23 protein-coding genes and 1 other RNA gene are annotated in these 26,000 nt (G+C 65.1%); 13 read left to right on the forward strand and 11 right to left on the reverse strand.

The genetic code is table 11. The features are described 5' to 3' along the window. The first annotated feature begins 62 nt into the window (after positions 1–62). The 3 genes from CI41S_RS09595 to CI41S_RS09605 all read left to right on the forward strand — a co-directional run bounded on the left by CI41S_RS09595 (position 63) and on the right by CI41S_RS09605 (position 3,389). Positions 63–1,271 (forward strand): DNA recombination protein RmuC, encoded by a 1,209-nt coding sequence (locus CI41S_RS09595; protein ID WP_139858726.1) that lies wholly within the window; start codon positions 63–65, stop codon positions 1,269–1,271. A 357-nt stretch (positions 1,272–1,628) separates the two neighbouring features. Further along, on the forward strand, positions 1,629–1,934 hold the full coding sequence (locus CI41S_RS09600) for a GIY-YIG nuclease family protein (RefSeq protein ID WP_139858727.1): 306 nt from the start codon (positions 1,629–1,631) through the stop codon (positions 1,932–1,934). Positions 1,935–2,012: 78 nt separating this feature from the next. Then, positions 2,013–3,389: an AmpG family muropeptide MFS transporter gene (locus tag CI41S_RS09605; RefSeq protein WP_139858728.1), complete on the forward strand. Its 1,377-nt coding sequence runs from the start codon at positions 2,013–2,015 to the stop codon at positions 3,387–3,389. A gap of 249 nt (positions 3,390–3,638) precedes the next feature. On the opposite strand, the gene CI41S_RS09610 is transcribed toward CI41S_RS09605, so the two are convergent. The 5 genes from CI41S_RS09610 to ffs all read right to left on the reverse strand — a co-directional run bounded on the left by CI41S_RS09610 (position 3,639) and on the right by ffs (position 7,313). Beyond that, positions 3,639–4,076: a hypothetical protein gene (locus CI41S_RS09610; RefSeq protein ID WP_139858729.1), complete on the reverse strand. Its 438-nt coding sequence runs from the start codon at positions 4,074–4,076 to the stop codon at positions 3,639–3,641. A gap of 150 nt (positions 4,077–4,226) precedes the next feature. Further along, a complete protein-coding gene (gene recR, locus CI41S_RS09615; RefSeq protein ID WP_139858730.1) occupies positions 4,227–4,832 on the reverse strand; it encodes a recombination mediator RecR in 606 nt (201 codons plus the stop codon). A gap of 97 nt (positions 4,833–4,929) precedes the next feature. Beyond that, entirely contained in the window at positions 4,930–5,250 is a 321-nt protein-coding gene (locus CI41S_RS09620; RefSeq protein ID WP_139858731.1) for a YbaB/EbfC family nucleoid-associated protein, read from the reverse strand. Between the two features lie 21 nt (positions 5,251–5,271). After that, positions 5,272–7,104 (reverse strand): DNA polymerase III subunit gamma/tau, encoded by a 1,833-nt coding sequence (locus CI41S_RS09625; protein WP_172627974.1) that lies wholly within the window; start codon positions 7,102–7,104, stop codon positions 5,272–5,274. 112 nt (positions 7,105–7,216) lie between these two features. Then, an RNA gene (gene ffs / locus CI41S_RS09630) (signal recognition particle sRNA small type) lies at positions 7,217–7,313 on the reverse strand. A 110-nt stretch (positions 7,314–7,423) separates the two neighbouring features. On the opposite strand from ffs, the gene CI41S_RS09635 reads away from it, so the two are divergent. From CI41S_RS09635 to CI41S_RS09665, 7 genes are all read left to right on the forward strand, one after another. Continuing rightward, complete coding sequence (locus CI41S_RS09635; protein ID WP_139487218.1) at positions 7,424–7,843, forward strand: HIT domain-containing protein; 420 nt, start codon at positions 7,424–7,426, stop codon at positions 7,841–7,843. A 5-nt stretch (positions 7,844–7,848) separates the two neighbouring features. Continuing rightward, complete coding sequence (gene nudC / locus CI41S_RS09640) at positions 7,849–8,799, forward strand: NAD(+) diphosphatase (RefSeq protein WP_139858732.1); 951 nt, start codon at positions 7,849–7,851, stop codon at positions 8,797–8,799. 79 nt (positions 8,800–8,878) lie between these two features. Continuing rightward, entirely contained in the window at positions 8,879–9,826 is a 948-nt protein-coding gene (locus CI41S_RS09645; RefSeq protein WP_139487127.1) for a sugar kinase, read from the forward strand. 76 nt (positions 9,827–9,902) lie between these two features. Next, a complete protein-coding gene (locus CI41S_RS09650; protein ID WP_139858733.1) occupies positions 9,903–10,403 on the forward strand; it encodes an Lrp/AsnC family transcriptional regulator in 501 nt (166 codons plus the stop codon). Positions 10,404–10,495: 92 nt separating this feature from the next. Next, positions 10,496–10,867, forward strand: coding sequence for a hypothetical protein (locus CI41S_RS09655; RefSeq protein ID WP_139858734.1), 372 nt, complete (start codon positions 10,496–10,498; stop codon positions 10,865–10,867). Then, positions 10,848–12,314 carry a methyl-accepting chemotaxis protein gene (locus CI41S_RS09660; RefSeq protein WP_139858735.1) on the forward strand — a complete coding sequence of 489 codons (1,467 nt, stop codon included), beginning with the start codon at positions 10,848–10,850 and terminating at the stop codon, positions 12,312–12,314. Before CI41S_RS09655 ends, CI41S_RS09660 begins: the two co-directional genes overlap by 20 nt. Before the next feature lie 113 nt (positions 12,315–12,427). Continuing rightward, a complete protein-coding gene (locus tag CI41S_RS09665) occupies positions 12,428–13,525 on the forward strand; it encodes a phytanoyl-CoA dioxygenase family protein (RefSeq protein ID WP_139858736.1) in 1,098 nt (365 codons plus the stop codon). Positions 13,526–13,617: 92 nt separating this feature from the next. On the opposite strand, the gene CI41S_RS09670 is transcribed toward CI41S_RS09665, so the two are convergent. Both CI41S_RS09670 and CI41S_RS09675 read right to left on the reverse strand, forming a co-directional pair. Next, positions 13,618–15,066: a hypothetical protein gene (locus CI41S_RS09670; RefSeq protein ID WP_139858737.1), complete on the reverse strand. Its 1,449-nt coding sequence runs from the start codon at positions 15,064–15,066 to the stop codon at positions 13,618–13,620. Then, a complete protein-coding gene (locus CI41S_RS09675; protein ID WP_139858738.1) occupies positions 15,063–16,253 on the reverse strand; it encodes an aminotransferase class I/II-fold pyridoxal phosphate-dependent enzyme in 1,191 nt (396 codons plus the stop codon). The genes CI41S_RS09670 and CI41S_RS09675 overlap by 4 nt, the downstream gene beginning before the upstream one ends. 123 nt (positions 16,254–16,376) lie before the next feature. On the opposite strand from CI41S_RS09675, the gene CI41S_RS09680 reads away from it, so the two are divergent. Further along, positions 16,377–17,354 (forward strand): GDP-L-fucose synthase family protein, encoded by a 978-nt coding sequence (locus CI41S_RS09680; RefSeq protein ID WP_347339245.1) that lies wholly within the window; start codon positions 16,377–16,379, stop codon positions 17,352–17,354. Between the two features lie 232 nt (positions 17,355–17,586). Here the strand turns inward: CI41S_RS09680 and CI41S_RS09685 are convergent, their stop codons facing one another. Continuing rightward, a complete protein-coding gene (locus CI41S_RS09685; RefSeq protein ID WP_139858739.1) occupies positions 17,587–19,086 on the reverse strand; it encodes a phosphomannomutase/phosphoglucomutase in 1,500 nt (499 codons plus the stop codon). A 915-nt stretch (positions 19,087–20,001) separates the two neighbouring features. On the opposite strand from CI41S_RS09685, the gene CI41S_RS09695 reads away from it, so the two are divergent. Together CI41S_RS09695 and CI41S_RS09700 are read left to right on the forward strand one after the other, a co-directional pair. Beyond that, positions 20,002–20,349 carry a hypothetical protein gene (locus tag CI41S_RS09695; RefSeq protein WP_139858741.1) on the forward strand — a complete coding sequence of 116 codons (348 nt, stop codon included), beginning with the start codon at positions 20,002–20,004 and terminating at the stop codon, positions 20,347–20,349. Between the two features lie 479 nt (positions 20,350–20,828). After that, positions 20,829–21,095, forward strand: a complete 267-nt coding sequence (locus CI41S_RS09700; RefSeq protein WP_139858742.1) for a hypothetical protein — start codon at positions 20,829–20,831, stop codon at positions 21,093–21,095. A gap of 90 nt (positions 21,096–21,185) precedes the next feature. Here the strand turns inward: CI41S_RS09700 and CI41S_RS09705 are convergent, their stop codons facing one another. The 3 genes from CI41S_RS09705 to CI41S_RS09715 form a co-directional block, all read right to left on the reverse strand. After that, positions 21,186–21,704: a retropepsin-like aspartic protease family protein gene (locus CI41S_RS09705; protein WP_139858743.1), complete on the reverse strand. Its 519-nt coding sequence runs from the start codon at positions 21,702–21,704 to the stop codon at positions 21,186–21,188. A gap of 358 nt (positions 21,705–22,062) precedes the next feature. Beyond that, positions 22,063–24,531: an ATP-dependent helicase HrpB gene (gene hrpB / locus CI41S_RS09710; protein WP_172627975.1), complete on the reverse strand. Its 2,469-nt coding sequence runs from the start codon at positions 24,529–24,531 to the stop codon at positions 22,063–22,065. Between the two features lie 62 nt (positions 24,532–24,593). Beyond that, positions 24,594–25,913, reverse strand: coding sequence for a UDP-glucose dehydrogenase family protein (locus CI41S_RS09715; RefSeq protein ID WP_139858745.1), 1,320 nt, complete (start codon positions 25,911–25,913; stop codon positions 24,594–24,596). Between the last annotated feature and the right edge of the window lie 87 nt (positions 25,914–26,000).

Raw genomic sequence — 26,000 nt, forward strand, 5'->3', positions numbered from 1 at the left:
CATTAACCATAAGTGTTCCCTCTTCGTTCGCCATGGCCGGCGAATCGGCTACAACGGCCGACATGAACGAGATTCTCCTCATGATCGGCGACCTGCCGGTCCGCGTCTCCGATGCGCTGATCGGCCTCGGCGCGCTGGCGCTGGTGCTGCTGTTCGCCATCGCCGTGGTGATCGCCCGCGCCAGCCGGCGCGGCGCCGAGCTGGCGATGGCCCAGACCATCCGCGCCGACGAGCTGGAGGAGCGGCTCGCCGACATGCTGCGGGCCCAGAGCGAGGCCTCCGGCCGGGTCGACGCCATGGCGCAGGCGCTGGCGGGCCGCCAGGCCGAGATGGCGCGGGCGGTCAACGAGCGGCTGGACTCGGTCACCCACCGGGTCGGCCAGTCGATGGAACAATCGACCCGCAACACGATGGACTCGCTGCGCGTGCTGCATGAGCGGCTCGGCATCATCGACCACGCCCACAAGAACCTGGGCGAGCTCACCACCCAGGTCACGACCTTGCGCGACGTGCTCGCCAACAAGCAGTCGCGCGGCGCGTTCGGCCAGGCGCGGATGGAGGCGATCGTCCAGGACGGCATGCCGAAGGGCTCCTACGAGTTCCAGTACACGCTGACGTCGGGCAAGCGGCCGGACTGCGTGGTGTTCCTGCCCGACCAGCGCCCGCTCTGCATCGACGCCAAATTTCCGCTCGAGGCGATGACCGCGCTGCACGACGCGCGCAGCGACGAGGAGCGCCGGTTCGCCAGCCAGCGGCTGCGCGCCGACGTGCTCAAGCATGTCAGCGACATCGCGGAAAAATACCTGATCCCGGGCGAGACCCAGGACACCGCGTTGATGTTCGTGCCCTCGGAATCGGTCTATGCCGAGATCCATGACGGGTTCGACGACGTGGTGCAGAAGGCCTATCGCGCCCGCGTCGTGCTGGTGTCGCCGTCGCTGTTGATGCTGGCGATCCAGGTGATGCAGCAGATCCTGAAAGACGCCCGCATCCGCGACGCCGCCGACCAGATCCGCAACGAGGTGATGCATCTCGGCGACGACCTCGGCCGCCTCCGCGAGCGCGTGCTCAAGCTGCAGACCCATTTCGGCCAGGTGAACGAGGACGTCAGGCAGATCCTGATCTCCGCCGACAAGATCGAAAAGCGCGCCGGCCGCATCGAGGAGCTCGACTTCAGCAAGTCCGAAGCCCCGATCGAAGTCCCCCGCTTCGTCAAGGCCGCCACACCGGAGCTATTCCCCGCCCCGCGCAAGCTGCAGGCGGGGGAGTAGGTGTCGTCTACGATGCACGCCAAATATTCGGTGTCATCGCCCGGCTTGACCGGGCGATCCAGTATCCCAGAGGCGGAAGTTGGGAACGCGCACCTACTCCATCTACATCCCTTGCGAGCCGCATCGGCGGCACGCTCTACATTGGCACGACAATAGATTTGCTGCAGACGACGGATAGGCCTCTGGAATACTGGATCGCCCGGTCAAGCCGGGCGATGACAGTCTTTGTGGGGCCGCATTTCGTACGAACGCTCTATGACCGCACTTGGGAGAGTGATTGTCATCGAGTGATTTTGCCAACATACTCGCTGTCATCGCCCGGCTCGACCGGGCGATCCAGTATCCCAGAGGCGGCAGATGGGAGCACGTCACTATTACGTCTACATCCTCGCCAGCCACATCGGCGGCACGCTGTACATCGGTGTGACAAATGACCTCATCCGCCGCGTGGGCGAGCACAAGCTGAAACTCGTCGAAGGCTTCACCGAAAAGTACGACGTCGTGAAGCTCGTCTATTTCGAGCAATTCGATGACCCGGAGAACGCGATCAAGCGTGAGAAGCGGCTGAAGAAGTGGTCCCGCGCCTGGAAAATTGCCCTCATTGAGAAGGACAATCCGGGCTGGATTGATCTTTACCCGGAGATTGCCGGTGGCGGCGGATAGGCCTCTGGAATACTGGATCGCCCGGTCAAGCCGGGCGATGACACCCTCTTTGTGGCTCGAATCTGCTACCAACGGCCTATGACCGCACCTGAAGCGACGTCAGACGTGCCTGCAACGCAAAAGCAGACACTAAAGTCCACCTCCTGGCGCGACAGCCTTGCGGTTTACCTGCAACCGCGGGTGCTGATCGTGCTGCTGCTCGGCTTCTCGTCGGGGCTGCCGCTGGCGCTGTCGGGATCGACGCTGCAGGTGTGGATGAAGGAGGCCGGCGTCGATCTCGGCACCATCGGTCTGCTCGCGCTGATCGGTACGCCCTACACGCTCAAGTTCCTGTGGGCGCCGCTGGTCGATGCGCTGCATGTGCCGCTGTTCACGCAGGTGTTCGGGCGCCGCCGCGGCTGGCTGCTGTTCTCGCAATTGCTGCTGATCGCCGCGATCCTGGTGCTGGCGATGGCCGATCCGGCGCGCTCACCGTGGTTTGCCGCCTTTGCCGCGCTGCTGGTGGCAACCACGTCGTCGACGCAGGACATCGTGGTCGACGCCTTTCGCGTGGAGAGCCTGCCCGAGAGCGAGCAGGCCGCCGGCATGGCGTCCTATGTCGCGGCCTATCGCGTCGGCATGCTGGTTTCGACCGCGGGCGCGCTGTTCATCGTCAGCGGCTTCGAATCGTCAGGCCTTGCCCGTCCGTCGGCGTGGATGTGGGGCTATGTGGTGATGGCGGCGCTGATCCTGATCGGCGCCGTCACTGCGCTCGCCGCGACCGAGCCCGCCCAATCGAAAGGCGCGGAGGCCGCCACGCATGCGCAGAACGCCGCCGAGCGTGTCGCTCATGCCGCGCTCGGCGCGTTCTCCGAGTTCCTGACCCGCAAGGACGCGCTCGCGGCGCTGGCCTTCGTGGTGCTGTTCAAGTTCACCGACGCCTTCTCCGGCACCATGACCGCGCCATTCGTGATCGACATCGGCTTTTCCAAGGTCGACTACGCGGCGATCGTCAAGGGCGTCGGCCTTGCCGCGACCTTGATCGGCGGCTTTGCCGGCGGCTTCGTGGCGCGGCGCTATTCGCTGGCGGCCAGCCTCTGGATCGGCGGCGTGGTGCAGGCGATCGCCAACCTCTCCTTCTCCTGGCTCGCCCATGTCGGCGTCAATCAATGGGCGCTGGCATTCGCGATCACCGCGGAGAATTTTACCAGCGCGATCGGCACCGTGATCTTCGTCGCCTACCTCTCGGCGCTGTGCCGCAATCCGCTGCACACCGCGACCCAGTACGCGCTGCTCACCGCGCTCGCCGCGGTCGGCCGCACCTATCTGTCATCCGGCGCCGGCTATGTGGCGCAATATGTCGGCTGGTCGGCGTTCTTCGTGATCTGCGTGCTGGTCGCGATCCCGAGCCTGCTGCTGCTCGCCTGGCTGCAGCGGCGCGGACATTTTGACGAGCTGGGACCGGTGCGGATCTAGCCTTCGTAGCCCGGATGCAGCGAAGCGCAATCCGGGAAACCTATCGGCTTGCACGACTGCCCCGGATTTCGCTTCGCTGCATCCGGGCTACGGGCTTCATCCTTCCCCTTCCCCCTGAAAGGGGGAAGGTCGGGATGGGGGTCAGCCGCACGCGCCGACGTTCGTGGAGAGACACGATCCCCACCCGCTTTGCCCTGGCGAGCAAAGCGACCTCCCCTTTTGAAGGGGAGGTTAAGACAGGCGTAGCCTCTACTTCGTCACCACGCTCCATTTGGTGACGATGGCTTCGCTGACCTGGCCGGCGTCCTGGGCGCAGGCGACCTCGTCGATCTTGACCGAGATTTCCTTGCCGACGAGCCGCTTGAGCTGCGTGGTCTGCGCGTCGCTGGTGGTGACGAGCTGGAAGGTTTCGGGGCCGGTCTCGAGGTTGCAGAGGCCGTTCGGCGCCGGCAGGCGGCGCGGCTCGCTGGTGATCTGGTAGGTCGCGACCCGCTTGCCCTGCTTGCCGGCACGCACCCGCAGCGCGCTGAGTTCCCCCGACAGCACCTCGCCGGCATGGATCGGCTTGCCGGGCTTCTGCGGCGCCTCGGCCTGCTGTGCCATCGCGCTAGGCGCAGCGAGTGTGCCCGCCACAAACGCAAAGCCCAACGCAAGGCCTGAGCGCAGGCCGAATCGGTGTGTCGTCATTTTCAGTGAATCCGTGTCTGATTCGCAGGAAGCGTGAATCACCGTCCCCGAATCGTCATCCAACCCTATCACATTGTTTCAGCGCGACCTTTCGCGATCGCGCTGGCTCGCCTGGCGGAGGCCGCAGCATCCCTCGTCGGAATCGGTTCGCTAGAACAGCGTTCGCTGCCGCATCGCAGCCGATAGCGTACCTTCATCGAGGTAATCAAGCTCGCCGCCGACCGGCACGCCATGCGCCAGCCGCGTCACCCGCACATTGGCCTCCGAGAGCAGGTCGGTGATGTAATGCGCCGTGGTCTGGCCGTCGACGGTGGCGTTGAGCGCCAGGATGATCTCGCTAACCTCGGCGGCATGCGCGCGCGCCACCAGCTGATCGATGGTGAGGTCCTGCGGGCCGACGCCGTCGAGTGGCGACAGCGTCGCGCCCAGCACGTGATAGCGCCCATTGGTCGCGTTGGCGCGCTCCAGCGCCCAGAGATCGGCGACGTCGGCGACCACCACGATGATCGAGGGATCGCGGCGCGGATCGGTGCACACCGTGCAGGGATTTTGCGTATCGATGTTGCCGCAGGTCTTGCAGACCTGGATTTTTTCGATGGCGACCTGCAGCGCCGAGGTCAGCGGCGTCATCAGTGCCTCGCGCTTCTTGATCAGATGCAGCGCCGCGCGCCGCGCCGAACGCGGGCCAAGACCGGGCAACCGCGCCAAGAGCTGGATCAGCCGTTCAATCTCGGGGCCGGCAACGCTTGCGGCCATTAGAGTATGATCCGGAAAAGTGCGAAGCGGTTTTCCGAAAAGATCATGCTCAGACCAAGAGCAATAGAGCGATGATTCATCTTAATCCCACCGCACGTTAAGTCGGGCCAAATCCCGGCGGCAGGCCAAGGCCACCGGTGAGCGCCATCATCTTCTCCTGCATCGCGGTCTCGGCCTTGCGGCGGGCGTCGCCATGCGCGGTGACGAGCAAATCCTCGAGCACCTCGCGCTCTTCCGGCTTCATCAGCGAGGGATCGATCCTGACGCCCTTCACTTCCATCTTCGCGGTCATCCGAACCGCGACCAGACCGCCGCCGGAAATGCCCTCGACCTCGACGTTGCCGAGTTCCTCCTGCATCGCCTGCATCTTCGATTGCAGCTGCGCTGCCTGCTTCATCATGCCGAGAAAATCAGCCATGCGTTCGTTCCTGTAGCCAGATCAATCGTCGTCGCTGTCGGAAGTTTCAATCGGGTCTTCGCCGGTCGCATCCTCGACCGGCACTTCGGCGGCAAGCCGGCGGACCTCGATCACCTTGGTGCCGGGAAACCGTGCCAGCACCTCCTGCACCCGCGGATCGGCCTCCGCGGCGCGCTGGTGCTCGCTGCGCGCCAATTCGTTCTGCGAGCGCACCGTCGGCTGGCCGGCCTCGTTGGAGATGATCACGGTCCAGCGCCGCCCGGTCCATAGTTCGAGCTTGCGGGAGAGATCAGTGACCAGCGCGCGCTGGGCCTTCGGCTCGAGCGCGATCTCGAGCTGGCCGTCCTCGATGCGCACCAGCCGCACATCGGCCTCCAGCGCACTCTTCATCATGATGTCGCGCTTCTCGCCGGCGAGCGCGATCAGTTGCGGAAAGCTCGTGATTCGCAGCGTCGGCGCGGCATCGGGTGCCGAAACCGCCATCTGCGGCCGCGCAGCCAGATCGGCCCGCGGCCCGCCCTGCGGCGCCCGCACCGGCACCGAGGCCATCGCCGGCATCGACGCGGTCGGCGCGCCGCGCGACGCGGCCGAAGCGCCCGACGTTGCGGGCGCGGCACCGCCGCCGTTCTGCTCCATCATCATCCTGATGGCTTCATCCGGCGTCGGCAGGTCGGCGACATAGGCGATCCGCACCAGCACCATCTCGGCGGCGGCCGCCGGCCGCGTCGCGGTCTGCACCTCGGCGATGCCCTTGAGCAGCATCTGCCACATCCGCGACAGCACGCGCGTCGAAAGCTTGGCCGCATACTCGCGCGCGCGGACGCGCTCGGTCTCGCCGAACGCGACATTGTCGGCGGTCGCAGGCACGAACTTCACGCGGGTGACGAAATTGACGAACTCGGCAAGGTCGGACAGCACCACGACCGGATCGGCGCCGACATCGTATTGCGCGCGGAACTCGGCGAAGGCCGCGGCGAGGTCGCCGCGCGCGAGCGAATCGAAGAGGTCGATGACGCGGGTGCGGTCGGCAAGCCCGAGCATCTGCCTGACCGCATCGGCCTTCACCTGACCGGCGGCATGGGCGATGGCCTGGTCGAACAGCGACAGCGAATCGCGCACCGAGCCTTCCGCGGCGCGCGCGATGATGCCGAGCGCCTCCGGCTCGACCTCGACGCCTTCCTTGGCCGCGATATTGCCGAGGTGCTTCATCAGCACGTCGGCCTCGACCCGGCGCAGGTCGAAGCGCTGGCAGCGCGACAGCACCGTGATCGGCACCTTGCGGATTTCGGTGGTGGCGAACACGAACTTGGCGTGCTCCGGCGGCTCCTCCAGCGTCTTCAGGAAGGCGTTGAACGCCGCCGTCGACAGCATGTGGACTTCGTCGATGATGTAGACCTTGTACCGCGCGCTGGCCGGCGCATAGCGTACGCTGTCGTTGATCTGGCGGACATCGTCGACGCCGGTGTGGGAGGCGGCGTCCATCTCCAGCACGTCCATGTGCCGGCTTTCCATGATCGCCTGGCAGTGCACGCCGAGGTCGGGCATGTGGATGGTCGGGCCCTTCACCGAGCCGTCCGGCTTTTCGTAGTTCAGCGCGCGGGCGAGGATGCGGGCGGTGGTGGTCTTGCCGACCCCGCGCACCCCGGTGAGGATCCAGGCTTGCGGAATCCGCCCGGTCTCGAACGCGTTCGAGACGGTGCGCACCATGGCCTCCTGGCCGATCAGGTCCTCGAAGCTGGAGGGGCGGTATTTGCGGGCGAGAACCCGGTAGGGTTTTGCGGCGTCCGCCGCGCCCAGGTCGAAGCCGCCCTGGCCTGCACCGGACGGATGGGGAGGGTCGCCAGCGTCGTTCATGCGTCGATCCGCAACTTGATCAATCTCTCGGCAGCCGGCGTGCGGATAGGAGCCAAAATCGAGCGCCGGGCGCGGAGACCGCCATTCCAGCGCGATTCGCTCGGAAAAACAGGTAGGAGACTGACGAGCGACCCGATCCGGACCTCGTTAGGGCTGCTTCCTTCCGGACCTGACCCGGTTGGCGAGTGGCTCGTCCACCGCCAATCTCCCGGTCCCTATTTGGGGCCAAAAGCGCCGGAAAGCAAGCGGCGAGACCAGGGTTTGTGACCGGGGTTTGTGGGACTTGTCTGGGAACAGAGAAAGGCATTATTTGCCCCTCATGCCCGCCGCCAACTGGTCACTGCATTCGCAGCTCAAGAAAGACACCATCGACATCGGCGACCTGCCGCTGTGCAAGGTGCTGGTCATCAAGGATGCGCATTATCCCTGGCTGCTGCTGGTGCCGCGACGCGACGGCGCGGTCGAGATCATCGACCTCGACGAGGTCGAGCAGGCGCAGCTGATGACCGAGATCTCCCGGGTCTCGCGCGCCCTGAAAGAGATCACCAAATGCGACAAGCTCAATGTCGCGGCGCTCGGCAATCTGGTGCCGCAGCTTCACGTCCATGTCATTGCCCGGCGCACCAGCGACGCTGCATGGCCGCGTCCCGTCTGGGGCGTAATGCCGCCGCTGGCGCATGACGCCGAGGAAGTGCAGAATTTCATCAACGCGCTTCGCCGCAAGATCTGGTTGGGTTGAGATTCATGTCTGCATCGAAATCATTTCCGCTCGGGCAACCGGCCTTCGTCACCAATGTGCTGGACCGCGCCGCGCATCTGCGCAGCAACGACGAAAAACTGTTCGCGCTGGAAGGCCATCGCGAGGCTAGAGCCTATGTGATCTATCGCGACTCGCTGGTGGTGAAGCAGGAGGATGGCGGCGCCCGCGCGCTGCTCTCGCTCGACGAGGCCCGCAGCTACGGCGCCAATCCCGGCACGATCTTCCTAGGGCTGCGCGACGGCGCGCCGGTGTTCGGCATGGGCATCGCGCCGCAGGCTGCCGAGAAGCTGGTCGGCCGCAGCGACGTCGCTGTCACCGAACTCCGCGGCATGGCGATGCAGGGCGTGGTGCCATCCGAGCAGCTCTCGGCGATCGCGATGGCGAAATCGATGGTGAGCTGGCACCAGCGCCACGGCTTCTGCGCCAATTGCGGCGTGCGCACCGCGATGAAGGACGGCGGCTGGAAGCGCGAATGCCCGAGCTGCAAGGCCGAGCATTTTCCCCGCACCGATCCGGTCGTGATCATGCTGGTCACCCATGGCGACCGGGTGCTGCTCGGCCGCCAGAAGCAGTTCATGCCCGGGATGTATTCCTGCCTCGCCGGCTTCGTCGAGGCGGCGGAGACCATCGAGGACGCGGTGCGGCGCGAGATTTTCGAGGAAGCGGGCATCCGCTGCACCGATGTCAGCTACTACATGACGCAGCCCTGGCCCTACCCGTCATCGCTGATGATCGGCTGCACCGCGCGCGCCACCAACGAGGACATCGTGGTCGACCGCGCCGAGCTGGAGGATGCCCGCTGGTTCGACCGCGCCGAGGCGACGCTGATGCTGAAGCGCCAGCATCCGGACGGCCTCGCCGGCCCGCATCCGTTCGCGATCGCCCACCATCTGCTCGGGCGCTGGGTCCACGACGGCAGCGCGTCAGACAAATAGCGGGAACCGGACATGGTTCTGCCGATTAAATCCCGACATTGTTCTGGCAGTTGACGGAACCAGCGCGACGGATCCCCGCATGAATTTCCAAGACGGCGCCCCGAAAGTCCCGCCCCGCATTCTCTGCATCGGCCTGCCGGTGCGCGACCTGACCTTCCGCGTCAATGTTCCGGCGCGCGGCTCCAAGGAGCACGCCACCCACTTCGCCGAGATCTGCGGCGGCAACGCCCTCAATGCGGCGATCGGCATCGCCCGGCTGGGCGGCCGCGCCTCGATCTGCGGACCGATGGGCGATTCGCGGGAAACCTCGAGCCGCTACATCTTCGACAAGATGGCGGAAGAGGGCATCGACACCAACCATCTAATCCACATGCCGGACCTGGTGACGCCGATCTCGGCCATCATGATCGACGAGACCGGCGAGCGGTCGATCGTCACCTTCCGCGATCCCGACCTGTGGAAGGTCAAGCTGCCGCCGACCGAGCTCTTGCTGGAGGATTGCGCGGCGATCCTGACAGAGAGCCGCTGCGCGCCGTTCTGCACCGAGCTGTGCGCCGAGGCGGTGCGGCGCGGCATTCCTGTCGTGGTCGACGTCGACCGCGCGATGTCGATGCGGGAGGGGCTGCTCACCGCCTCTTCGCATCTGGTGTTTTCCAGCGAGCCGCTGCAGGAGACCGCCGACGTCACCGATGACGGCCAGGCGCTGCACAAGCTTGCAAAACTCACCCCCTCGTTCCTGGCCGGCACGCGCGGGCCCAGGGGCACGATCTGGCTCAACGAGCAGGGCGAGCTGGAGGAGACGGCGGCGTTCCCGGTCCACACCGTCGACACGCTGGGGGCCGGCGACGTCTTCCACGGCGCGTTTGCGCTGGCGGTCACCGAGGGGCAGGAGCTGCGCCAGGCGCTGCGCTTCGCCTCGGCCGCCGCAGCGCTGAAATGCACCCGTCACGGGGGCGCCTATGCCGCACCGCAACGTGCTGAAGTTGAAGCGTTTTTGAGCCAGCACGCCGAGGCCGGGCCGGCCTGACCGGCCACGAACCGCTTGCGTTAGAAGATTTTTCTATATATGAGGGATATCAATCCTTCATATGGAACTTTCTTCTATGACTGACCTTGCCACCGTTCATGTTTCCGACAGCCGCCGCCTTGACGCCATCGATCGCAAGATCCTGACCGTGCTGCAGGAGGACGCCTCGCTCTCCGTCGCCGAGATCGGCGACCGGGTCGGGCTGTCCTCGACGCCGTGCTGGAAGCGCATCCAGCGGCTGGAGGCCGACGGCGTGATCCTGCGCCGCGTCGCCCTGGTCGACCAGAACAAGATCGGGCTCGGCATCTCGGTGTTCGTCTCGGTCGAGAGCGCCGATCATTCGGAGGCCTGGCTGCGCAAATTCGCCGACGCCGTCAGCGCCATGCCGGAGGTGATGGAGTTTTACCGGATGGCCGGCGACGTCGACTACATGCTGCGCGTCGTGGTCGCCGACATGCAGGCCTATGACGTCTTCTACAAGAAGCTGATCTCGGCGGTGCCGCTCAAGAACGTCACCTCGCGCTTTGCGATGGAGAAGATCAAGTCGGTGACCGCGCTGCCGGTGCCGCCGGCGTAAAGCGCACACGCACGCTGCCGGCACGCGCCCTGAGGTCGTGCCCCGGCGCAGCATTTACCTGAAGTTAGCGACGTCAGCGATATCTTCCCGCCATGGAGCGAGGGGGAATCGTCCTGACGACGCAACGGCCTGCGTGGCTCGGCGCGGCGGCGTTGCTGATCGCGAGCTGGGTCGCGGTCGCCGCGCTGTCGCTGCAGGTGCGTGCCGGCACTGAAGTGGTCGCGGTGGCGTTTCCGCCGTGGTGGGGAGCTCAGCGTGCACTTCTGGCCGTGGCATCTGCCAATGCCGCGATCGTGCGGATGACGGCCGTGCCGACCCTGCTGGTGGTGCGGCCCGACCGCGATGACGGGCTGCAGCGTCTGCATGCGGCCGGTGCCTGGCTGACCCTCGATCCGCGGGCGATCGCCGCCTGTCTTGCAAGCGATGACGATCTGGGGGTTGGGGATGACCGGCGAAGGCAATGAGATGGCCGCCTTGCGTGAGACCGCAAGCAAGATCCTGCTCGCGGTGCTCTGGCTGCATGTTCCGATCGCGCTCATCGTCGGCGTGGTGCTGCACACCGACTGGCTGATGCCGACCGCCTTCATGGTAGCGATGGCGCTCGCAGCGACGGCCTCGTGGCGGATGTCGGGGAATGGCCCCGCAACCCGCATGATCGTCGCCGTCGCCCTGATGGGCGGCGTCTCGATGCTGGTCTACCAGTTTGCCGGCCACGCCTGGCAGGTCGACATGCACATGTACTTCTTCGCGGCGCTGGCCTGCCTCGTTGCTTACTGCGATTATCGGCCGATCGTCGCCGGCACCGTGGCGGTCGCGCTGCATCATCTGACGCTGAACTTCGTGCTGCCGGCCGCGATCTATCCCGGCGGCGCCGATTTCGGGCGCGTGGTGTTGCACGCCGTCATCCTGCTGATCGAGGCCGGCATCCTGATCTGGCTCGCCCACACGCTGAGCCAGCTGTTCGAGACGGCCGCCAGCAAAACGGCGGAAGCCGAGGCCGCCGGCGCCGCCGAGGCGCGCGCCAATGCCGATCGCCTCGCGGCCGAACAGGCCAAGCAGAAGCGGGATGCCGCGCGGCGCGAGCTCGCGGCCGGCTTCGAGCGCAAGATCGGCGATGTCGTCGAGGCTGTCGCGACCGCGGCGAGCGCCATGCAGGCGCTGTCGACCTCGATGGACGGCAGCAACGCGGAAACCATCCGCCAAGCCACTGCGGTCGCCTCCGCATCGACGCTGGCATCGGCCAATGTGGAAACCGTCGCCTCCGCAACCGAAGAGCTCACCGCTTCGATCAACAGCATCACCGAGCAGGTGACGCGCTCGACCCGGATCGCCGGCAAGGCCGCGGAAGAAGCCCGCCGCACCAACAGCGTGGTCGAGGGCCTTGCCGCCGGCACCCAGAAGATCGGCGAAGTGGTGACGCTGATCCAGAGCATCGCCAGCCAGACCAACCTCTTGGCGCTGAACGCGACCATCGAGGCGGCACGCGCCGGCGAGCATGGCCGGGGATTTGCGGTGGTCGCGAGCGAGGTCAAGGCGCTCGCCAATCAGACCGCCAAGGCGACCGAGGAAATTTCGGCGCAGATCCAGGACATCCAGTCTGCAACCGGCCAGGCCGTCAGCGCCATCGGGACGATCGGCGGCACCATCGCCGAAATCGACCAGATCTCCGGCGAGATCGCCGCAGCCGTCAATCAGCAGGGCGCGGCGACCAGGGAAATCTCCGGCAACCTGCAGCAGGCGGCGGACCGCACCAGGGAGGTCAGCAAGGGCATCGTCAGCGTCAACCAGGCCTCGGAGCAGGCCGGCAGGGCGACCGCGCAGCTGCTTGATGCGGCGAACGGCCTGTCGTCGCAATCGGAATGGCTGAAGAGCGAGCTCGACGGCTTCCTAAGTTCGCTGCGGGCGGCGTGATCCCGCTCCACATCTCGTCCGATCGCAGCGGACGGCCGCCCCGCATTGTCAATTCGGCTGCATCAAAATATTGTAAGCAGCGCATATTTCGAACTTTGTACAAGGCAGCGTTCATGAGCCCTGGACTGGGACAATACCCGCTCGATCATTTGCCGATCGTCGACTACCGGAACCACAAAGCTTACGGTCAGGCCCTGGCGAAGCCTGGACTCGGCACCCGCATCGCGGCGCTGAAGCGGTTCGCCTTCGGCATGATGCTGATCGCCGGCCGGCGTCTGGCGGATTACGAGCATCTGCCGCGGCCGAAGGACAAGCAGCGCAAGCTGCAGTGGATGCTGCGGCATTCGCCGACCTATCTCCGCCTGATCGTGTCGCAACGCCTGCGCCGCATGGCCGCAGGCAGCGCCTATGCGCCGAAAACCACGACGGCAAAGGCGATCCTGAACACCATCGAGCAGGATGGAATCTTTGCGGTTCAGCTGTCCGCGGATCAACTCGCTGATATGGCCGACAGACTGCAACCATATTTCGGCGAGCTCGAGCAGCGGCTCGCCGGCAAATCGCCCGATCAGCGCAAGTTCGACGAAACCCGGCTATGGATCGATCCCGACAAGGATCCGGAGATCTATGCGTGGTTCAACGAGACCATGCGCGCCACCGGAATCGTCGAGGCCGCCAGCGCCTATCTGAAGCGGCAGGTCGTGGTCTCGCACATCGTGCCCCAGATCAATGATCCGAGCGACAATTTCTGGGCCAACCATTTTGTCGATGTCGGCGTCGAGGATTCGATCTGCGATTATTTTCACGTCGACGCCACCTACAACCTTCTCAAGATGATCATCTACGTCAACGAGGTCGGCGAGGAGAACGGGCCGTTCTCCTATGTCAAAGGCAGCCACCGCGCGGGACGGGGTTTCTGGGACGGCATGATCCGGCGCGCCAACGACTATGCCGAGCTGTCATGGACCAAGCCCGGCTACCGCAAGCTGTTCTTCGCGCTGCCGCGCGCACTGCAGCGCAAGGGCGCGTTCGGCGCCGACATCCCCAATGACAGCCGCTATGTCAGGCCGCTGCTCGACAATGCGTTGCGCGTGACCTCGGCGAACGGCGCCGGCGTGCTGTTCGATCCCGGCGGCATCCATCGCGGCGGAATGGTCCGGGCTGGCCGCCGGCTCGCGGTCGGCATGATGCTGACCGAGCAGCCGGACTGAGGCGCCGCAAGCAGGAGAGGCGGAGCCAGTCTGCCGCGAGACCAATTCAACCCGACTTCATCCCGCTTTAGTGCTGCGCGCCACGGCCGGTCTCAGCCGGCCACCATCTCGGCGCTCGAGGTGCTTTCGCGCGGGATGGTTGCGAACAGGCGGCTATAGGCATCGGCCACCAGCCCGACATTCTCGGGCCCGAGCGAGCTCGGATCGGTCAGCGGCTCGATCACCGTGCCCGGATGCGAGTTCGAATAGAGCCAGGCCAGATAGCGCAAATCGCGCTCTTCCGAATATTCGCGCTCCGGCTTGCGGAGCAAGAGATCACCGATCTCCCAGGGCGCGGACGCCCGCTCGCAGGTGGAAAAATTCTTGATGAAGATGTCCGACAGCAGGATGGTCCGCTTGCCGTAGATCGCAGCTTCAAGCGACGCGGTCCCTGACAGCGTCACGACTGCCTCGGCGCGCTTGATCAGATCGTGGCTGTCGACAAAGGGGTCGATCAGGCGGACGCCGGGGAGCCGTTTGATGCGAAACAGCTCGGCGGGACCGCGAATGCCGAGCGCGTTGGGGTGTTCCTTGACGTACAGCACGATGTCGCTCGGCATCGAACGCACCATGTTCCTGACCGTCTCCAGCGGCGAGACGAAGTGCGGCGCCTCGACGTCGATCGTATGCTCGGGCGCATAGTTCAGCGTGAACAGCACGAACCGCTCGCCGTCCCTGCCGCGCTCGAAGATCCACCGCCACAGCAGCCGCGTCAGGCGGTAGTTGATCGCGATCATGTGGTATTTGAGATCGAAGAAGATGCTCCGGAGATTGTACATGTAGACGTCGTGGCGGGAGACCACGAGCGCCCGGTAGAAGAAGCCGCGCGCCAGCCGCTGCAAATAGGACGCGCCGATCCTGGGCTGCTGGTCCTTTGAGAGCACCCGCTGCTTGCCGCCTTCGCGAACGCGCTTGCGCAATCGCCGCGCTGCCTCGAGCTCTTCCGGCGTCACATCGTCGGGCGTTCGCGCGCCGGTGATGTGCGGGGTCTGCTCGATCGCCGAATCCCACAGCACGAACCGCTTCTCCGGCAGGCGGAATTCGAACGGCGCGGCATATTTGCCGCGGCCGCGGAACCGCAGGATCATCAGGCCGATGAGGTCCGGAATGTTGTCGGGCTGTCCGGAAACGACGTCGATCTTGTTGTCTTCGAGAAATTGCAGCAGCTCGCGGAAGACGTAGCGGCTGTATTGCATCGCCCAGTCCTGCCGCTCCGAGCGCATGAAGCGATCCATCAGGATGAAGTTCCTGACCCGCTCGCCGGTGGCGTATTCGTAGTGCTCGAGCAGTTCGACGTCCTGCCGGGAGAACTGCGCCTGCTCGGCGGCGCTGCGGTTGAGCCAGAGAATGCGGCTGCGATCGACCCCTGCCGCCATCGCCTTGGCGACGTATTCATCGCGGGTCACAACGAAAAAGACGTTGGTCCCGCGTCTCGCCAGCTCGGCACCGACCGCGATCCAGGTGTCGGTGCGCTCCCAGTTGGATAGAAAAGCAATATTCATTGCCTGGACGAGTTGAATGCCGCCTCGATTGCACTGATCACGCGCGCCTGGTCCTGCTCGGTCAAGCCGACCGAGCTCGGCAGCGACAGCACGTTGGCCCTGACCGTCTCCGCGACCTGGCCGCCGACGGCCTGGGCGCCCTTGTGCGCGAGGCTGAGATGCAGCGGCTCGTACAGCGGCAGCGATTCGACGGCGTGCCGGCGCAGGAAGATCAGCAACTCGCGCGACGTCATGCCAAACCTGGCGGCGTCGACCACGACGCTCGACAGCCAATAGGTGTAGAAGGTATCGGGCTTCTCCTGAACCAGCGTCAGGCCGGGAATCTTCGAGAGCTCCCGCGCATAGGTCGCGGCGATGCGGCGCTTTGCCTCGATGTGCCGATCGATCTTGCTCAGCTGTGCCAATCCGACGGCGCCGTGAAGATTGGTCATGCGATAGTTGTAGCCGACCTCCTTGTGCGAGGTTTCGACCGCGTCGTCCTTGGCCTGGTTGGCAAGGTAGCGCGCACGGCGGGCGAGATCGGCGTCGTTGGTGACGATCATGCCGCCGCCGCCGGCGGTGATCAGCTTGTTGCCGTGGAAGCTGAAGCAGCCGATCGTGCCGAAGCTGCCGACCCGCCGGCCGCGATACCGCGTCCCCAGCGCCTGCGCCGCATCCTCGATGACGGTAATATTGTGCGCCCGCGCCACTTCGAGCAGCGGATCGAGATCGACCGGGATCCCGAGAAAATGCACGGCGACGATCGCACCGATCCTGCGCCCCGACGACTTGTTGTACAGACGCCCGTCGCGAGACGTGCACTGCTGCTTCAGGAAATCCACCGCCAGCGCGGCGTCCATTTGCCAGGTGTCGCGCTCGACGTCGATGAAGACCGGATAGGCGCCGACATAGCGGATCGCATTGGCCGGGGCGATGAACGTCAGCGGCGTGATCAACACTTCGTCGTCGGCCTTAACCCCGGCCAGCAGCAGCGCAAGATGCAGCGCTGAAGTGCCGCTGTGGGTGCCGACCGCGTGTGCCGTGCCGACGAACTCTGCGATCCCGCGCTCGAATTCCGCAACGAACGGGCCATGAATCAGGAGATTCTGCCGGATGCACTCGGCCAGATTTGTCGCTTCGAGGTCCCCGACCGACGGTGCGTAAAGGGGAATGACCGGCATGCCGGTTCCGGCTGGTCGCGTATCCATTTCCCTGTCAGTATCCTGCAATCGAAGGCAATTATCACATTGACCCGCACGTTATAGTCGTCCTCAAGCCGGTCTGCCTAGTATCGACATGCGAAATAACATTAATCAAAGGTAGGGGGCAGCGTGACGGGGGCTGCTGCAGGACGGGAAATTTACGCCCTGACGGGAAAGCGGGTTTGGGTCGCGGGCCACACGGGGATGGTCGGCAGCGCAGTTGTCCGCGCGCTGGCACGGGAGAATTGCGAGGTCCTGAAGGTTGCGCGTGCCGATCTCGATCTGCGCAATCAGGCCGACGTCACGCGCTGGGTGAGCCACGAAAAGCCCGATGCCGTGATCGTTGCCGGGGCCACCGTCGGCGGTATTTTGGCGAACGACACCCGACCTGCCGAATTCATCTACGACAACATGATGATCGCGACAAACATTGTCGACGCAGCGCATCGCGCCGGCGTCGGCAAGCTGCTGTATCTCGGCTCGTCGTGCATTTATCCGAGGTCGCCGCCGCAGCCGATCGTCGAAGATGCATTGCTGACCGCGCCGTTCGAACCGACCAACCAGTGGTACGCGACGGCGAAGGTCGCCGGCATCATGCTGTGCCGTGCCTACCGGCGGCAGTATGGCTGCGACTTCATTTCGGCGATGCCGACTAATTCCTACGGTCCGAACGACACCTACGATCTCCGCTCGAGCCACGTCATCCCGGCCCTGATCTCGAAGATGCACACCGCAAAGTCGGAAGGACGGGAGGAGGTCGAGGTTTGGGGAACGGGCAAGCCGCGACGCGAATTCATCTTTGTCGAGGATCTGGCCGACGCCCTGGTGTTTCTGCTGAAGCACTACTCAGGCGAACGGCACGTCAATATCGGCGTCGGCAGCGACGTCTCGATCCGCGAGCTGACGGAAACCATCGCGGACGTGGTCGGAGCGCGGTGCCGGATGCGTTTCGACACGTCGAAGGCGGACGGGCCGCCGCAGAAGCTGCTCGACTCCAGCTATCTGTTCCAGCTCGGCTGGAAGCCGAGCGTCACGCTGACCGACGGCCTGCAGCGAACCTACCGCTCGTTTCTGCAGGGCAGGATACATTCGTCGAGTGCTGCGTGAGCACAGCTTAAGCACGATGAGTTTGGGCTAGAGCGGCAGCGGAGGTCCACCTCTCCCTTGGGAGAGGTCGCGCCGAAGGCGCGGGTGAGGGGTTACGGTCTCTCGTTGGAGCTGCGGCCCCTAACCCGATTTGCTCCGCAAATCGACCTCTCCCCGTCGGGGAGAGGTGGATCGAACTCGCGGTCAGACCGATTCAACCTAACTGCATTCTGCTTTAGTTAGGGCGCTACGCTCAGATCTTCTGATTGTATTCGCCGACCTCGGGATGGGTGCGCAGCACGGAATCGACGGCCTCGAACATGTCGCGCATGCGCTGCTCGCTGACCGGGCTTTCCACCACGACGACGAGCTCGGGCTTGTTCGAGGACGCCCGCGCCAAGCCCCAGCTGCCGTCCTCGACCGTGACGCGCACGCCGTTGACGGTGACAAGATCGCGGATCTTTTGCCCCGCGACCCGCTCGCCGCTTTGCTGCAGCGTCTCGAAGTGCTTCACCACCGCGTCGATCACGCCGTATTTCGCCTCGTCGGCGCAATGCGGCGACATGGTCGGCGACGACCAGGTCTTCGGCAGCGCGTCCTTCAGATCGGCCATCGACTTGCCGGGCGCGCGGTCGAGCATCTCGCAGATCGCGATCGCCGACACCAGGCCGTCGTCATAGCCGCGGCCGAACGGTTTGTTGAAGAAGAAATGGCCGGACTTCTCGAAGCCGGCGAGCGCGCCCATCTCATTGGTGCGGCGCTTCATGTAGGAATGGCCGGTCTTCCAGTAAGCGGTCTTGGCGCCCTGCTTTTGCAGCACCGGATCGGTGACGAACAGGCCGGTCGATTTCACGTCGACGACGAACTGCGCGTCCTTGTGGATCGCCGACATGTCGCGCGCCAGCATCACGCCGACCTTGTCGGCAAAAATCTCCTCGCCGGTGTTGTCGACGACGCCGCAGCGGTCGCCGTCGCCGTCGAAGCCGAGGCCGACATCGGCCTTGTGCGCCAGCACCGCATCGCGGATCGCGTGCAGCATCTCCATGTCTTCCGGATTCGGATTGTATTTCGGGAAGGTGTGATCGAGTTCGGTGTCGAGCGGGATCACCTCGCAGCCGATCGCCTCCAGCACCTGCGGCGCGAACGCGCCCGCGGTGCCGTTGCCGCAGGCGGCGACGACCTTGAGCTTGCGCTTCAGCTTCGGCCGGTTGGTGAGATCGGCGATGTAGCGCGCCGGATAGTTTTCATGGAATTGATAGGAGCCGCCGGCCTTGTTGTTGAACTCGGCGTTGAGCACGATCTCTTTCAGCCGCGTCATCTCGTCGGGGCCGAAGGTCAGCGGACGGTTGGCGCCCATCTTCACGCCGGTCCAGCCATTGTCGTTGTGCGAGGCGGTGACCATCGCAACGCAGGGCACGTCGAGATCGAACTGGGCAAAGTATGACATCGGGGTGACGGCAAGGCCGATGTCGTGCACCTTGCAGCCGGCCGCCATCAGGCCGGAGATCAGCGCGTATTTGATCGAGGCGGAATAGCCGCGGAAATCGTGGCCGGTGACGATTTCCTGCTTGACGCCGAGCTCCGCGATCAAGGCGCCGAGCCCCATGCCCAGCGCCTGCACCCCCATCAGGTTGATTTCCTTGTTGAACAGCCAGCGCGCGTCGTATTCGCGAAACCCGGTCGGCTTCACCAGCGGCTCGGATTCGAAGGCGTAAGTATTCGGAACCAGCGCGGATTTCGGCTTCGGAAACATCAGGAATGGCCTCGTGGGAATGCGGAGGAACAGTGCCGCTGGCTTTAGCGAATGCATCGCCGCAGCGGAAGGCAGGATTGACGGCTTGTGGCTGATAATTACGGCAGATTTGGCGTCGGCAAAATACTGTCGTATTTGAGCCGCTCTCGGCGCTCTGCAATCTGCGCGTCGAATAGTGCTCGACCAAGCAGTGCTCGACCAAGCCACTTGACACGTCGGGCAACTCACCGTTACCCTTCCAATATTCCGAAATTGGGCAAGTCCGTAGCGAACTCGTAGCCCGGATGGAGCCAACGGGTCGCGCGAACGCGCGCCCGATGACAGACTCCGCGCAATCCGGGAATCTTGCCGCGGATGCTGCCCCGGATTTCGCTGCGCTGCATCCGGGCTACGGGGGCTTATTCCCTCACCGTCACCCTGAGAGAATGTGAAGCTTTGCCCTCATCTACCGTTGTCATCGCCCGGCCTGTGCGCAATTGCGCACATGGACCGGGCGATCCAGTACGCCGCGGCCTCTCGCTCTATCACCGGCGTCTCTGGAATACTGGATCACCCGGTCCCGTCTACGCCAAGGCTTCGACGAGGCTTGCGACCTTGGGCACGCCGAAGCTTTAGCGGAGGCGGCAAGCCGGGTGATGACACCGAGCAAGCTGAGCAAACCATCCTCGTCACCCCCGCGCAACGGCTTCGCCGTTGTCGCTGGAGGTGGCCGCTTCTTCAGCGGCTCTCGAAGGGTCGACGGCCCGGCGAGGACGATGGGTAAGCCGAACCGGAAGCGACACTTCCGCGCCATCGCGCAAGCCATCCTTCAAGCACTTGCCTTCAAACACTTAAAGCCAACCCAGCCCTCTCCGCGAGGTGCGGTCACGCACGGGCTCGCCCGAAGCTGTCCGCAATATCTGTAGGTGATGATCAATGCCCGATTACTCTCTGGTGCCGGTGGACCATCAGCCGGATTTCGATGACTACTCGCTCGTTCCCGTTGACTACGATCCGTTCGCCGCGGATGGCGTAACTCAACAGGCGCAGCTTCAACCGCCGCCGACACCGACTCAACCAGCGCAAACCCAGCCGCAACAACCTGCGACAGGGGCCGGTCAACCCGGCGTCAACGGGCCGGCGACTACCAACGACCCCGGCAGTTCTGGCGGCATCGTTGGCATCAAGCGTTTTGGCGGCGACGAAGGTGGCGACTTTCCGAGCCGCAATGCGGGGATCGGTTTCGAGAGCGCGGAGCGCGCATGGGATGCTGCCCTCAAGTAAATGAGGGACCTTGGCGCCCAACACTACCCGGAAGAGACCAAAAGCAAGAGGGGGCATAATCCCGGAGTTAGGCGTCGAAATCTTCAAGCGCGGAGGACTATATTACTATGATCGGATAGCGCGCGGGTACCAAGACGGAGCACTGGGCGGTTACAGCGCATGGGTTGGGTCTTGGTATGGGTACAGAAAGTATTGGCATAACGGCAAGCCAACGGGGTCGCCGATGCCGGATTGGAATCGATACAAATACTGAGGATGTCGATGAAAACGATCGCGCTCGCTGCAGCTCTATGTCTTCTATTTGCCAGTTCAACGTTATGTAAGGCGAACTCTAGTCCCTGGTGTGCGGCGGATGTTGCGATTCTGAATTTCAAAAATTACAAAGGTCAAGATCTTGCGAGGATCGAACTTCGCTCCCTCAAGGCGTCTGCGACCGGAACCCGGAAAAGGAAGGGTTTGGAGCAAACTTGGAACGCTCGATGCGCATCGAACACAATGGGCAATGGACTGACCTGCCGAAAGCGTGTCTATCCGGTTTTTCTTTTGCGGTGGAGGGGCTGGCGCTATCGGGCGACGATGCCGGTCTGGGCATATCTCTTATTGGAAAATCGCCGGACAACGACGAGCGTGTAAAACGCACGATATTCAAGTTGCGTGATAGGGTTTTCTGCTATCAGGTAGAGCGCTATCCGAATGTCGACGATCAGGATCACGAAATTAGGGAGTACGAAAGGGACTTACAGTGAGCACGCCAGGAGACCGGGTCGACACTCTGCGCCTCAGGTCTGATGTTGCCCGCGAACATCTGGCGCAATGCCGCGCCGTCGCAAAGATCCCTACTGCTCCAGCACCAGCCTGCCCTTGGCGTATTCAAAGCGCTTCAGCTTCGACAGGAACGACAGGCCGAGCAGGTTCTCGGACAGCGCCTCGTCCGGCAGCACCAGCGCGTCGACGTCGCGCACGGTGAGGTCGCCGAGCTGGATCATGGCGATGCGGGCCGGCGCGGCCTTGACGGTGCCGTTGGCGGTGGTGACGCGCGCGGTGTAGTTGTTCGGCGTCGGGCGCAGGCCGAAGCGCGCGGCCGAGCTTTCGTTCAGGGCAACCACCGACGCGCCGGTGTCGACCATGAAGTTGAGGCGCTGGCCGTCGATGCGGCCGTCGGTCGCGAAATGGCCGCGCGGGTCCGGCGGAATGCTGAGCGTGCGGGCGCTGGACTGCGCCACGGTGACGGCCGGCGCCAGGGTTTTCGGGGCGGGCGCGGTGGTCGCGGCGGCGGGGGCCATCCTGCTGGCCATCTGGCCCATGAAGGTGCCGAGCCCGATCAGGAGGGCCGCGAAGATCATCAGGTTACGCATGACACCACTCGGATAACCGAACGCACGATTTGACCACGCCACCAGCCCTGCCGCGAGCGACGCCGGGGGCACGAGCCCGCCATTTTGGCGAAAAGGATGAGCGAAGGGTTAATCTGGGCCGCGAAACGCCGGCAGCGGGGCCGGACACGCCCCGCTCGATCGTTTCAGGCGGTCTCCGCGACCGGCCACGCGCAAATCTAACCACTGTTGACGGACGCTCGCCAGCGCGACGCCTCGGACTGCGAAATGATTCCCATCATTGCGAGCAAAGCGAAGCAATCCATGGCTCCGCGGGTGTGGAGGGATGGATTGCTTCGCTTCGCTCGCAATGACGGTGGTGCGCGAAATTCGTCACGTGTTAGGTGCCGCGCGGTTTCACCCGCCTCGTCGGCGTCGCGCTGGCGGGATCTTCCGGCCAGGGATGGCGCGGATAGCGGCCGCGCAGGTCGGAACGGACGGCGGCATAGCTGCCGCGCCAGAAGCCCGGCAAATCGCGCGTCACCTGCACCGGACGCTGCGCCGGCGACAGCAGTTCCAGCACCAGCGGCACCGCGCCCTTGGCGATCGAGGGATGGGTGTTGAGCCCGAACAGCTCCTGCAGCCGCACCGCGATGGTCGGCCCCTGCTCCGCCTCGTAATCGATCGCAAGCTGGGTGCCGGTCGGTGCCTCGAAATGCGTCGGCGCCTCGCGATCGAGCCGCGCCCGCAGCTCCCACGGCAACAGCGCCATCAGCGCGTCCGACAGGTCGCCGGCGGAAAAATCCTTCAGCGCGGTCTTGTCGTAGAGCGCGGGCACCAGCCAGTCGTCGGCGCGCTCCGCCAGCGCCGTGTCGGACAAATCGGGCCAGCTCTCGCCCTCGGCCTTGCGCAGGAACATGACGCGGTCGCGCCATTGCTTGGAATGCTTCGACCACGGCAGCCGGTCGAGCCCCGCCGCGATCAGGCCGTCGGCGAAGATCCGCGCGGTCTCGGCCGACGGCGACAGCGACATCGGCGCCTCCGACAGCGTGATCGCATGCAGCGACCGCTTGCGGCGCGCGCGCAGCGCCATCGCGCCGCGGTCGAACGTCACCTCCTCCACGCTCTCGATCTGCTCGGCAAAACGCTGCTCGATCTCCTCCTGGGTGATCGGCGCGGCCAGCAGGATGCGGCCGCTCGCCGCCGTGCCGGTCAGCTCGGCCACCGCGATGTAGGGCGCGCGCGCCAGCGCAGAGGTCTGCTCGACGGCAGCGCCGCGGCCGTTGGCGAGCACGAAGCTGCCATTGCCGCGGTTCTTCGCGACACGATCCGGGAACGCGAAGGCCAGCATCACGCCGGTGGAGAGCTCTGCCTGCTCGCCTCGGGACGTCTCCACCTGTCTCGCCCAGCGCTCGGCCATGCTGCGCGCGCTCGACGCGCGCTGCGAGCGGTCGCGGCGGAACTGATCGAGCCGGTGATCGAGATCGACGCTGTCGCCGCCGAGCCCGCGCTCGGTGAGGACGGCCGCGATGTCGGCGGCCGCATCCGCCGCGCCGAAACGGGCTGAATCGACGATCATGCGCGCCAGCCGCGGCGGCAGCGCCAGCGCGCGCAGGCTTTTGCCCTCCGCGGTGATGCGGCCGTCGCCGTCGAGTGCGCCGAGCTCTGATAGCAGCGACTTCGCCTCCTTCAGTGCCGGCGTCGGCGGCGGATCGAGGAAGGCAAGGCTTGCGGGATCGCTGACGCCCCATTGCGCGAGGTCGAGCAGCAGCGAGGACAAATCGGCCGAGAGGATTTCGGGCGCGGTGTAGGCGGCAAGCGAGGCGGTCTGCGGCTCGTCCCAGAGCCGGTAGCAGACGCCGGGCTCGATGCGGCCGGCGCGGCCGCGGCGCTGGTCGACCGCCGCGCGCGAGGCCCGCACGGTCTCCAGCCGGGTCAGCGCGATGTCGGGCTCGTAGCGCGGCACCCGCGCGAGGCCGCTATCCACCACGATGCGGACGCCCTCGATGGTCAGCGAGGTCTCGGCAATCGAAGTGGCCAGCACCACCTTGCGGGTGCCCTTCGGCGCCGGCGCGATGGCGCGGTCCTGCACGGTCGCATCGAGCGCGCCGAACAGCGGCACGATCTCGACCGAGGGGTCCTGCACACGTTCGCTGAGGAAGGTTTGCGTGCGGCGGATCTCGGCGGCGCCCGGCAGGAAGGCCAGCACCGAGCCGGCGTCGGCACGCAGCGCAGTCGCGATGGTGTCGGCCATCTGCCGCTCCACCTGCGTGTCCATCTTGCGGCCGACATAGCGGGTCTCGACCGGGAAGGCGCGGCCCTCGCTCTGAACCACCGGCGCATCGCCGAGCAGTCTTGCGACGCGCGCGCCGTCGAGCGTTGCCGACATCACCAGGATGCGCAGATCCTCGCGCAGCCCGGTCTGGGCGTCGCGCGCCAGCGCCAGCCCGAGATCGGCGTCGAGCGAGCGCTCGTGGAATTCGTCGAACAGCACCGCGGCGACGCCGTTCAGCTCGGGATCGTCGAGGATCTGCCGCGAGAAGATGCCCTCGGTGACCACCTCGATCCGGGTCGCGCGCGACACTTTTGAGCCGAACCGCACGCGATAACCAACGGTCTCCCCGGCGCGCTCGCCGAGCGTCTTGGCCATCCGCTCGGCGCTGGCGCGCGCGGCAATGCGGCGCGGCTCCAGCACGATGATCTTCTTATCCCTGGCCCATGGCGCATCGAGCAGCGCCAGCGGCACGCGCGTGGTCTTGCCGGCGCCGGGCGGCGCCACCAGGACGGCGGCGTTGTGGCGGTCGAGCGTGCGATCAAGATCATCGAGCACGGCATCGATCGGGAGCGGACTATCGAACTGGCGAGGCAATATGGATCCGGTGTGCTCTGCAGTCTCCCTCGCCCGTCGCGCGAGCGAGGGAGAAACAGATATCACGCCCGCGGCAGCGGCGCGCGGCCGACGCTGTCATAGGCAAAGCCGTGGGCGGCCATGTCCTCGGGACGGTAGATGTTGCGCAGGTCGATCACGACCGGCTGCTTCAGTTCGGCCTTCAGCCGCTCGAGGTCGAGGGTGCGGTACTGCACCCATTCGGTGACGACGACCATGGCGTCGGCGCCGCGCACGCAATCATAGGGATCGTCGCAATACTCGATCTCGGGCAGTTCCTTGCGGGCCTGCTCCATGCCGACCGGATCATGCGCGCGGACCCTGGCGCCCATGTCGAGCAGGCCGGTGACGATCGGAATCGACGGCGCCTCGCGCATGTCGTCGGTATCCGGCTTGAAGGTGAGGCCGAGCACCGCGACGGTCTTGCCGCGCAGGTTGCCGCCGGAGAGGCTCGCGACCTTGCGCGCCATCGCGCGCTTGCGGTTGTCGTTGACGCCGAGCACCGCCTCGACGATGCGCAGTTGCACGTCGTGGTCCTGCGCGATCTTGACCAAAGCGCGGGTGTCCTTCGGGAAGCAGGAGCCGCCGAAGCCGGGGCCGGCATGCAAAAATTTCGAGCCGATGCGGTTGTCGAGACCGATGCCGCGCGCGACCTCCTGCACATCGGCGCCCACCTTTTCCGACAAATCGGCGATCTCGTTGATGAACGTGATCTTGGTGGCGAGGAAGGCGTTGGCGGCGTATTTGATCAGCTCCGCGGTGCGCCGCGCCGTGTACATCAGCGGCGCCTGGTTGAGCGACAGCGGCCGGTAGATGTCGCCGAGCACCTTGCGGCCGCGCTCGTCCGAGGTGCCGACCACGATGCGGTCGGGGAATTTGAAGTCGCGGATCGCAGCGCCCTCGCGCAAAAATTCCGGATTGGAGGCGACGACGACGTCGGCTTGCGGATTGGCCTCGTGGATCAACCGCTCGACCTCGTCGCCGGTGCCGACCGGCACGGTCGACTTGGTGACCACGACGGTGAAGCCCTTGAGCGCGGCAGCAATCTCGCGCGCGGCGCCGTAGACATAGGTGAGGTCGGCATGGCCGTCGCCGCGCCGCGACGGCGTGCCGACCGCGATGAACACCGCATCGGCGTCGGCCACGGCCGGCGCCAGCTCGGTGGTGAATTCGAGCCGCTTCGCCTTCACATTGTTGGCGACCAGCGCATCGAGGCCAGGCTCGAAGATCGGGATCTCGCCCCGATGCAACGCGGCAATCTTGCCGGCATCCTTGTCGACGCAGGTCACATGGTGACCGAAATCCGCAAAACAGGCGCCCGACACCAGCCCCACATAACCCGTGCCAATCATGGCAATGCGCATAAGACGACCCGCTTCCTATGGTTAATGATTCCGTGGATTGCGTCGCCTCTTAGAACATTTGCCGGCCCAAGGGAAACGCCGAAAGCA

The sequence above is a fragment of the Bradyrhizobium ivorense genome, assembly GCF_900696085.1.
Lineage (GTDB): Bacteria > Pseudomonadota > Alphaproteobacteria > Rhizobiales > Xanthobacteraceae > Bradyrhizobium > Bradyrhizobium ivorense.

Bases quoted from the DNA above. Each gene is read 5' to 3' on its own strand.
- CI41S_RS09595 (WP_139858726.1), top strand. From the start codon at position 63: ATGAACGAGATTCTCCTCATGATCGGCGACCTGCCGGTCCGCGTCTCC.
- CI41S_RS09600 (WP_139858727.1), top strand. From the start codon at position 1,629: ATGGGAGCACGTCACTATTACGTCTACATCCTCGCCAGCCACATCGGC.
- CI41S_RS09605 (WP_139858728.1), top strand. From the start codon at position 2,013: ATGACCGCACCTGAAGCGACGTCAGACGTGCCTGCAACGCAAAAGCAG.
- CI41S_RS09610 (WP_139858729.1), bottom strand. From the start codon at position 4,076: ATGACGACACACCGATTCGGCCTGCGCTCAGGCCTTGCGTTGGGCTTT.
- recR (WP_139858730.1), bottom strand. From the start codon at position 4,832: ATGGCCGCAAGCGTTGCCGGCCCCGAGATTGAACGGCTGATCCAGCTC.
- CI41S_RS09620 (WP_139858731.1), bottom strand. From the start codon at position 5,250: ATGGCTGATTTTCTCGGCATGATGAAGCAGGCAGCGCAGCTGCAATCG.
- CI41S_RS09625 (WP_172627974.1), bottom strand. From the start codon at position 7,104: ATGAACGACGCTGGCGACCCTCCCCATCCGTCCGGTGCAGGCCAGGGC.
- CI41S_RS09635 (WP_139487218.1), top strand. From the start codon at position 7,424: ATGCCCGCCGCCAACTGGTCACTGCATTCGCAGCTCAAGAAAGACACC.
- nudC (WP_139858732.1), top strand. From the start codon at position 7,849: ATGTCTGCATCGAAATCATTTCCGCTCGGGCAACCGGCCTTCGTCACC.
- CI41S_RS09645 (WP_139487127.1), top strand. From the start codon at position 8,879: ATGAATTTCCAAGACGGCGCCCCGAAAGTCCCGCCCCGCATTCTCTGC.
- CI41S_RS09650 (WP_139858733.1), top strand. From the start codon at position 9,903: ATGACTGACCTTGCCACCGTTCATGTTTCCGACAGCCGCCGCCTTGAC.
- CI41S_RS09655 (WP_139858734.1), top strand. From the start codon at position 10,496: ATGGAGCGAGGGGGAATCGTCCTGACGACGCAACGGCCTGCGTGGCTC.
- CI41S_RS09660 (WP_139858735.1), top strand. From the start codon at position 10,848: ATGACCGGCGAAGGCAATGAGATGGCCGCCTTGCGTGAGACCGCAAGC.
- CI41S_RS09665 (WP_139858736.1), top strand. From the start codon at position 12,428: ATGAGCCCTGGACTGGGACAATACCCGCTCGATCATTTGCCGATCGTC.
- CI41S_RS09670 (WP_139858737.1), bottom strand. From the start codon at position 15,066: ATGAATATTGCTTTTCTATCCAACTGGGAGCGCACCGACACCTGGATC.
- CI41S_RS09675 (WP_139858738.1), bottom strand. From the start codon at position 16,253: ATGGATACGCGACCAGCCGGAACCGGCATGCCGGTCATTCCCCTTTAC.
- CI41S_RS09685 (WP_139858739.1), bottom strand. From the start codon at position 19,086: ATGTTTCCGAAGCCGAAATCCGCGCTGGTTCCGAATACTTACGCCTTC.
- CI41S_RS09695 (WP_139858741.1), top strand. From the start codon at position 20,002: ATGCCCGATTACTCTCTGGTGCCGGTGGACCATCAGCCGGATTTCGAT.
- CI41S_RS09700 (WP_139858742.1), top strand. From the start codon at position 20,829: ATGCGCATCGAACACAATGGGCAATGGACTGACCTGCCGAAAGCGTGT.
- CI41S_RS09705 (WP_139858743.1), bottom strand. From the start codon at position 21,704: ATGCGTAACCTGATGATCTTCGCGGCCCTCCTGATCGGGCTCGGCACC.
- CI41S_RS09715 (WP_139858745.1), bottom strand. From the start codon at position 25,913: ATGCGCATTGCCATGATTGGCACGGGTTATGTGGGGCTGGTGTCGGGC.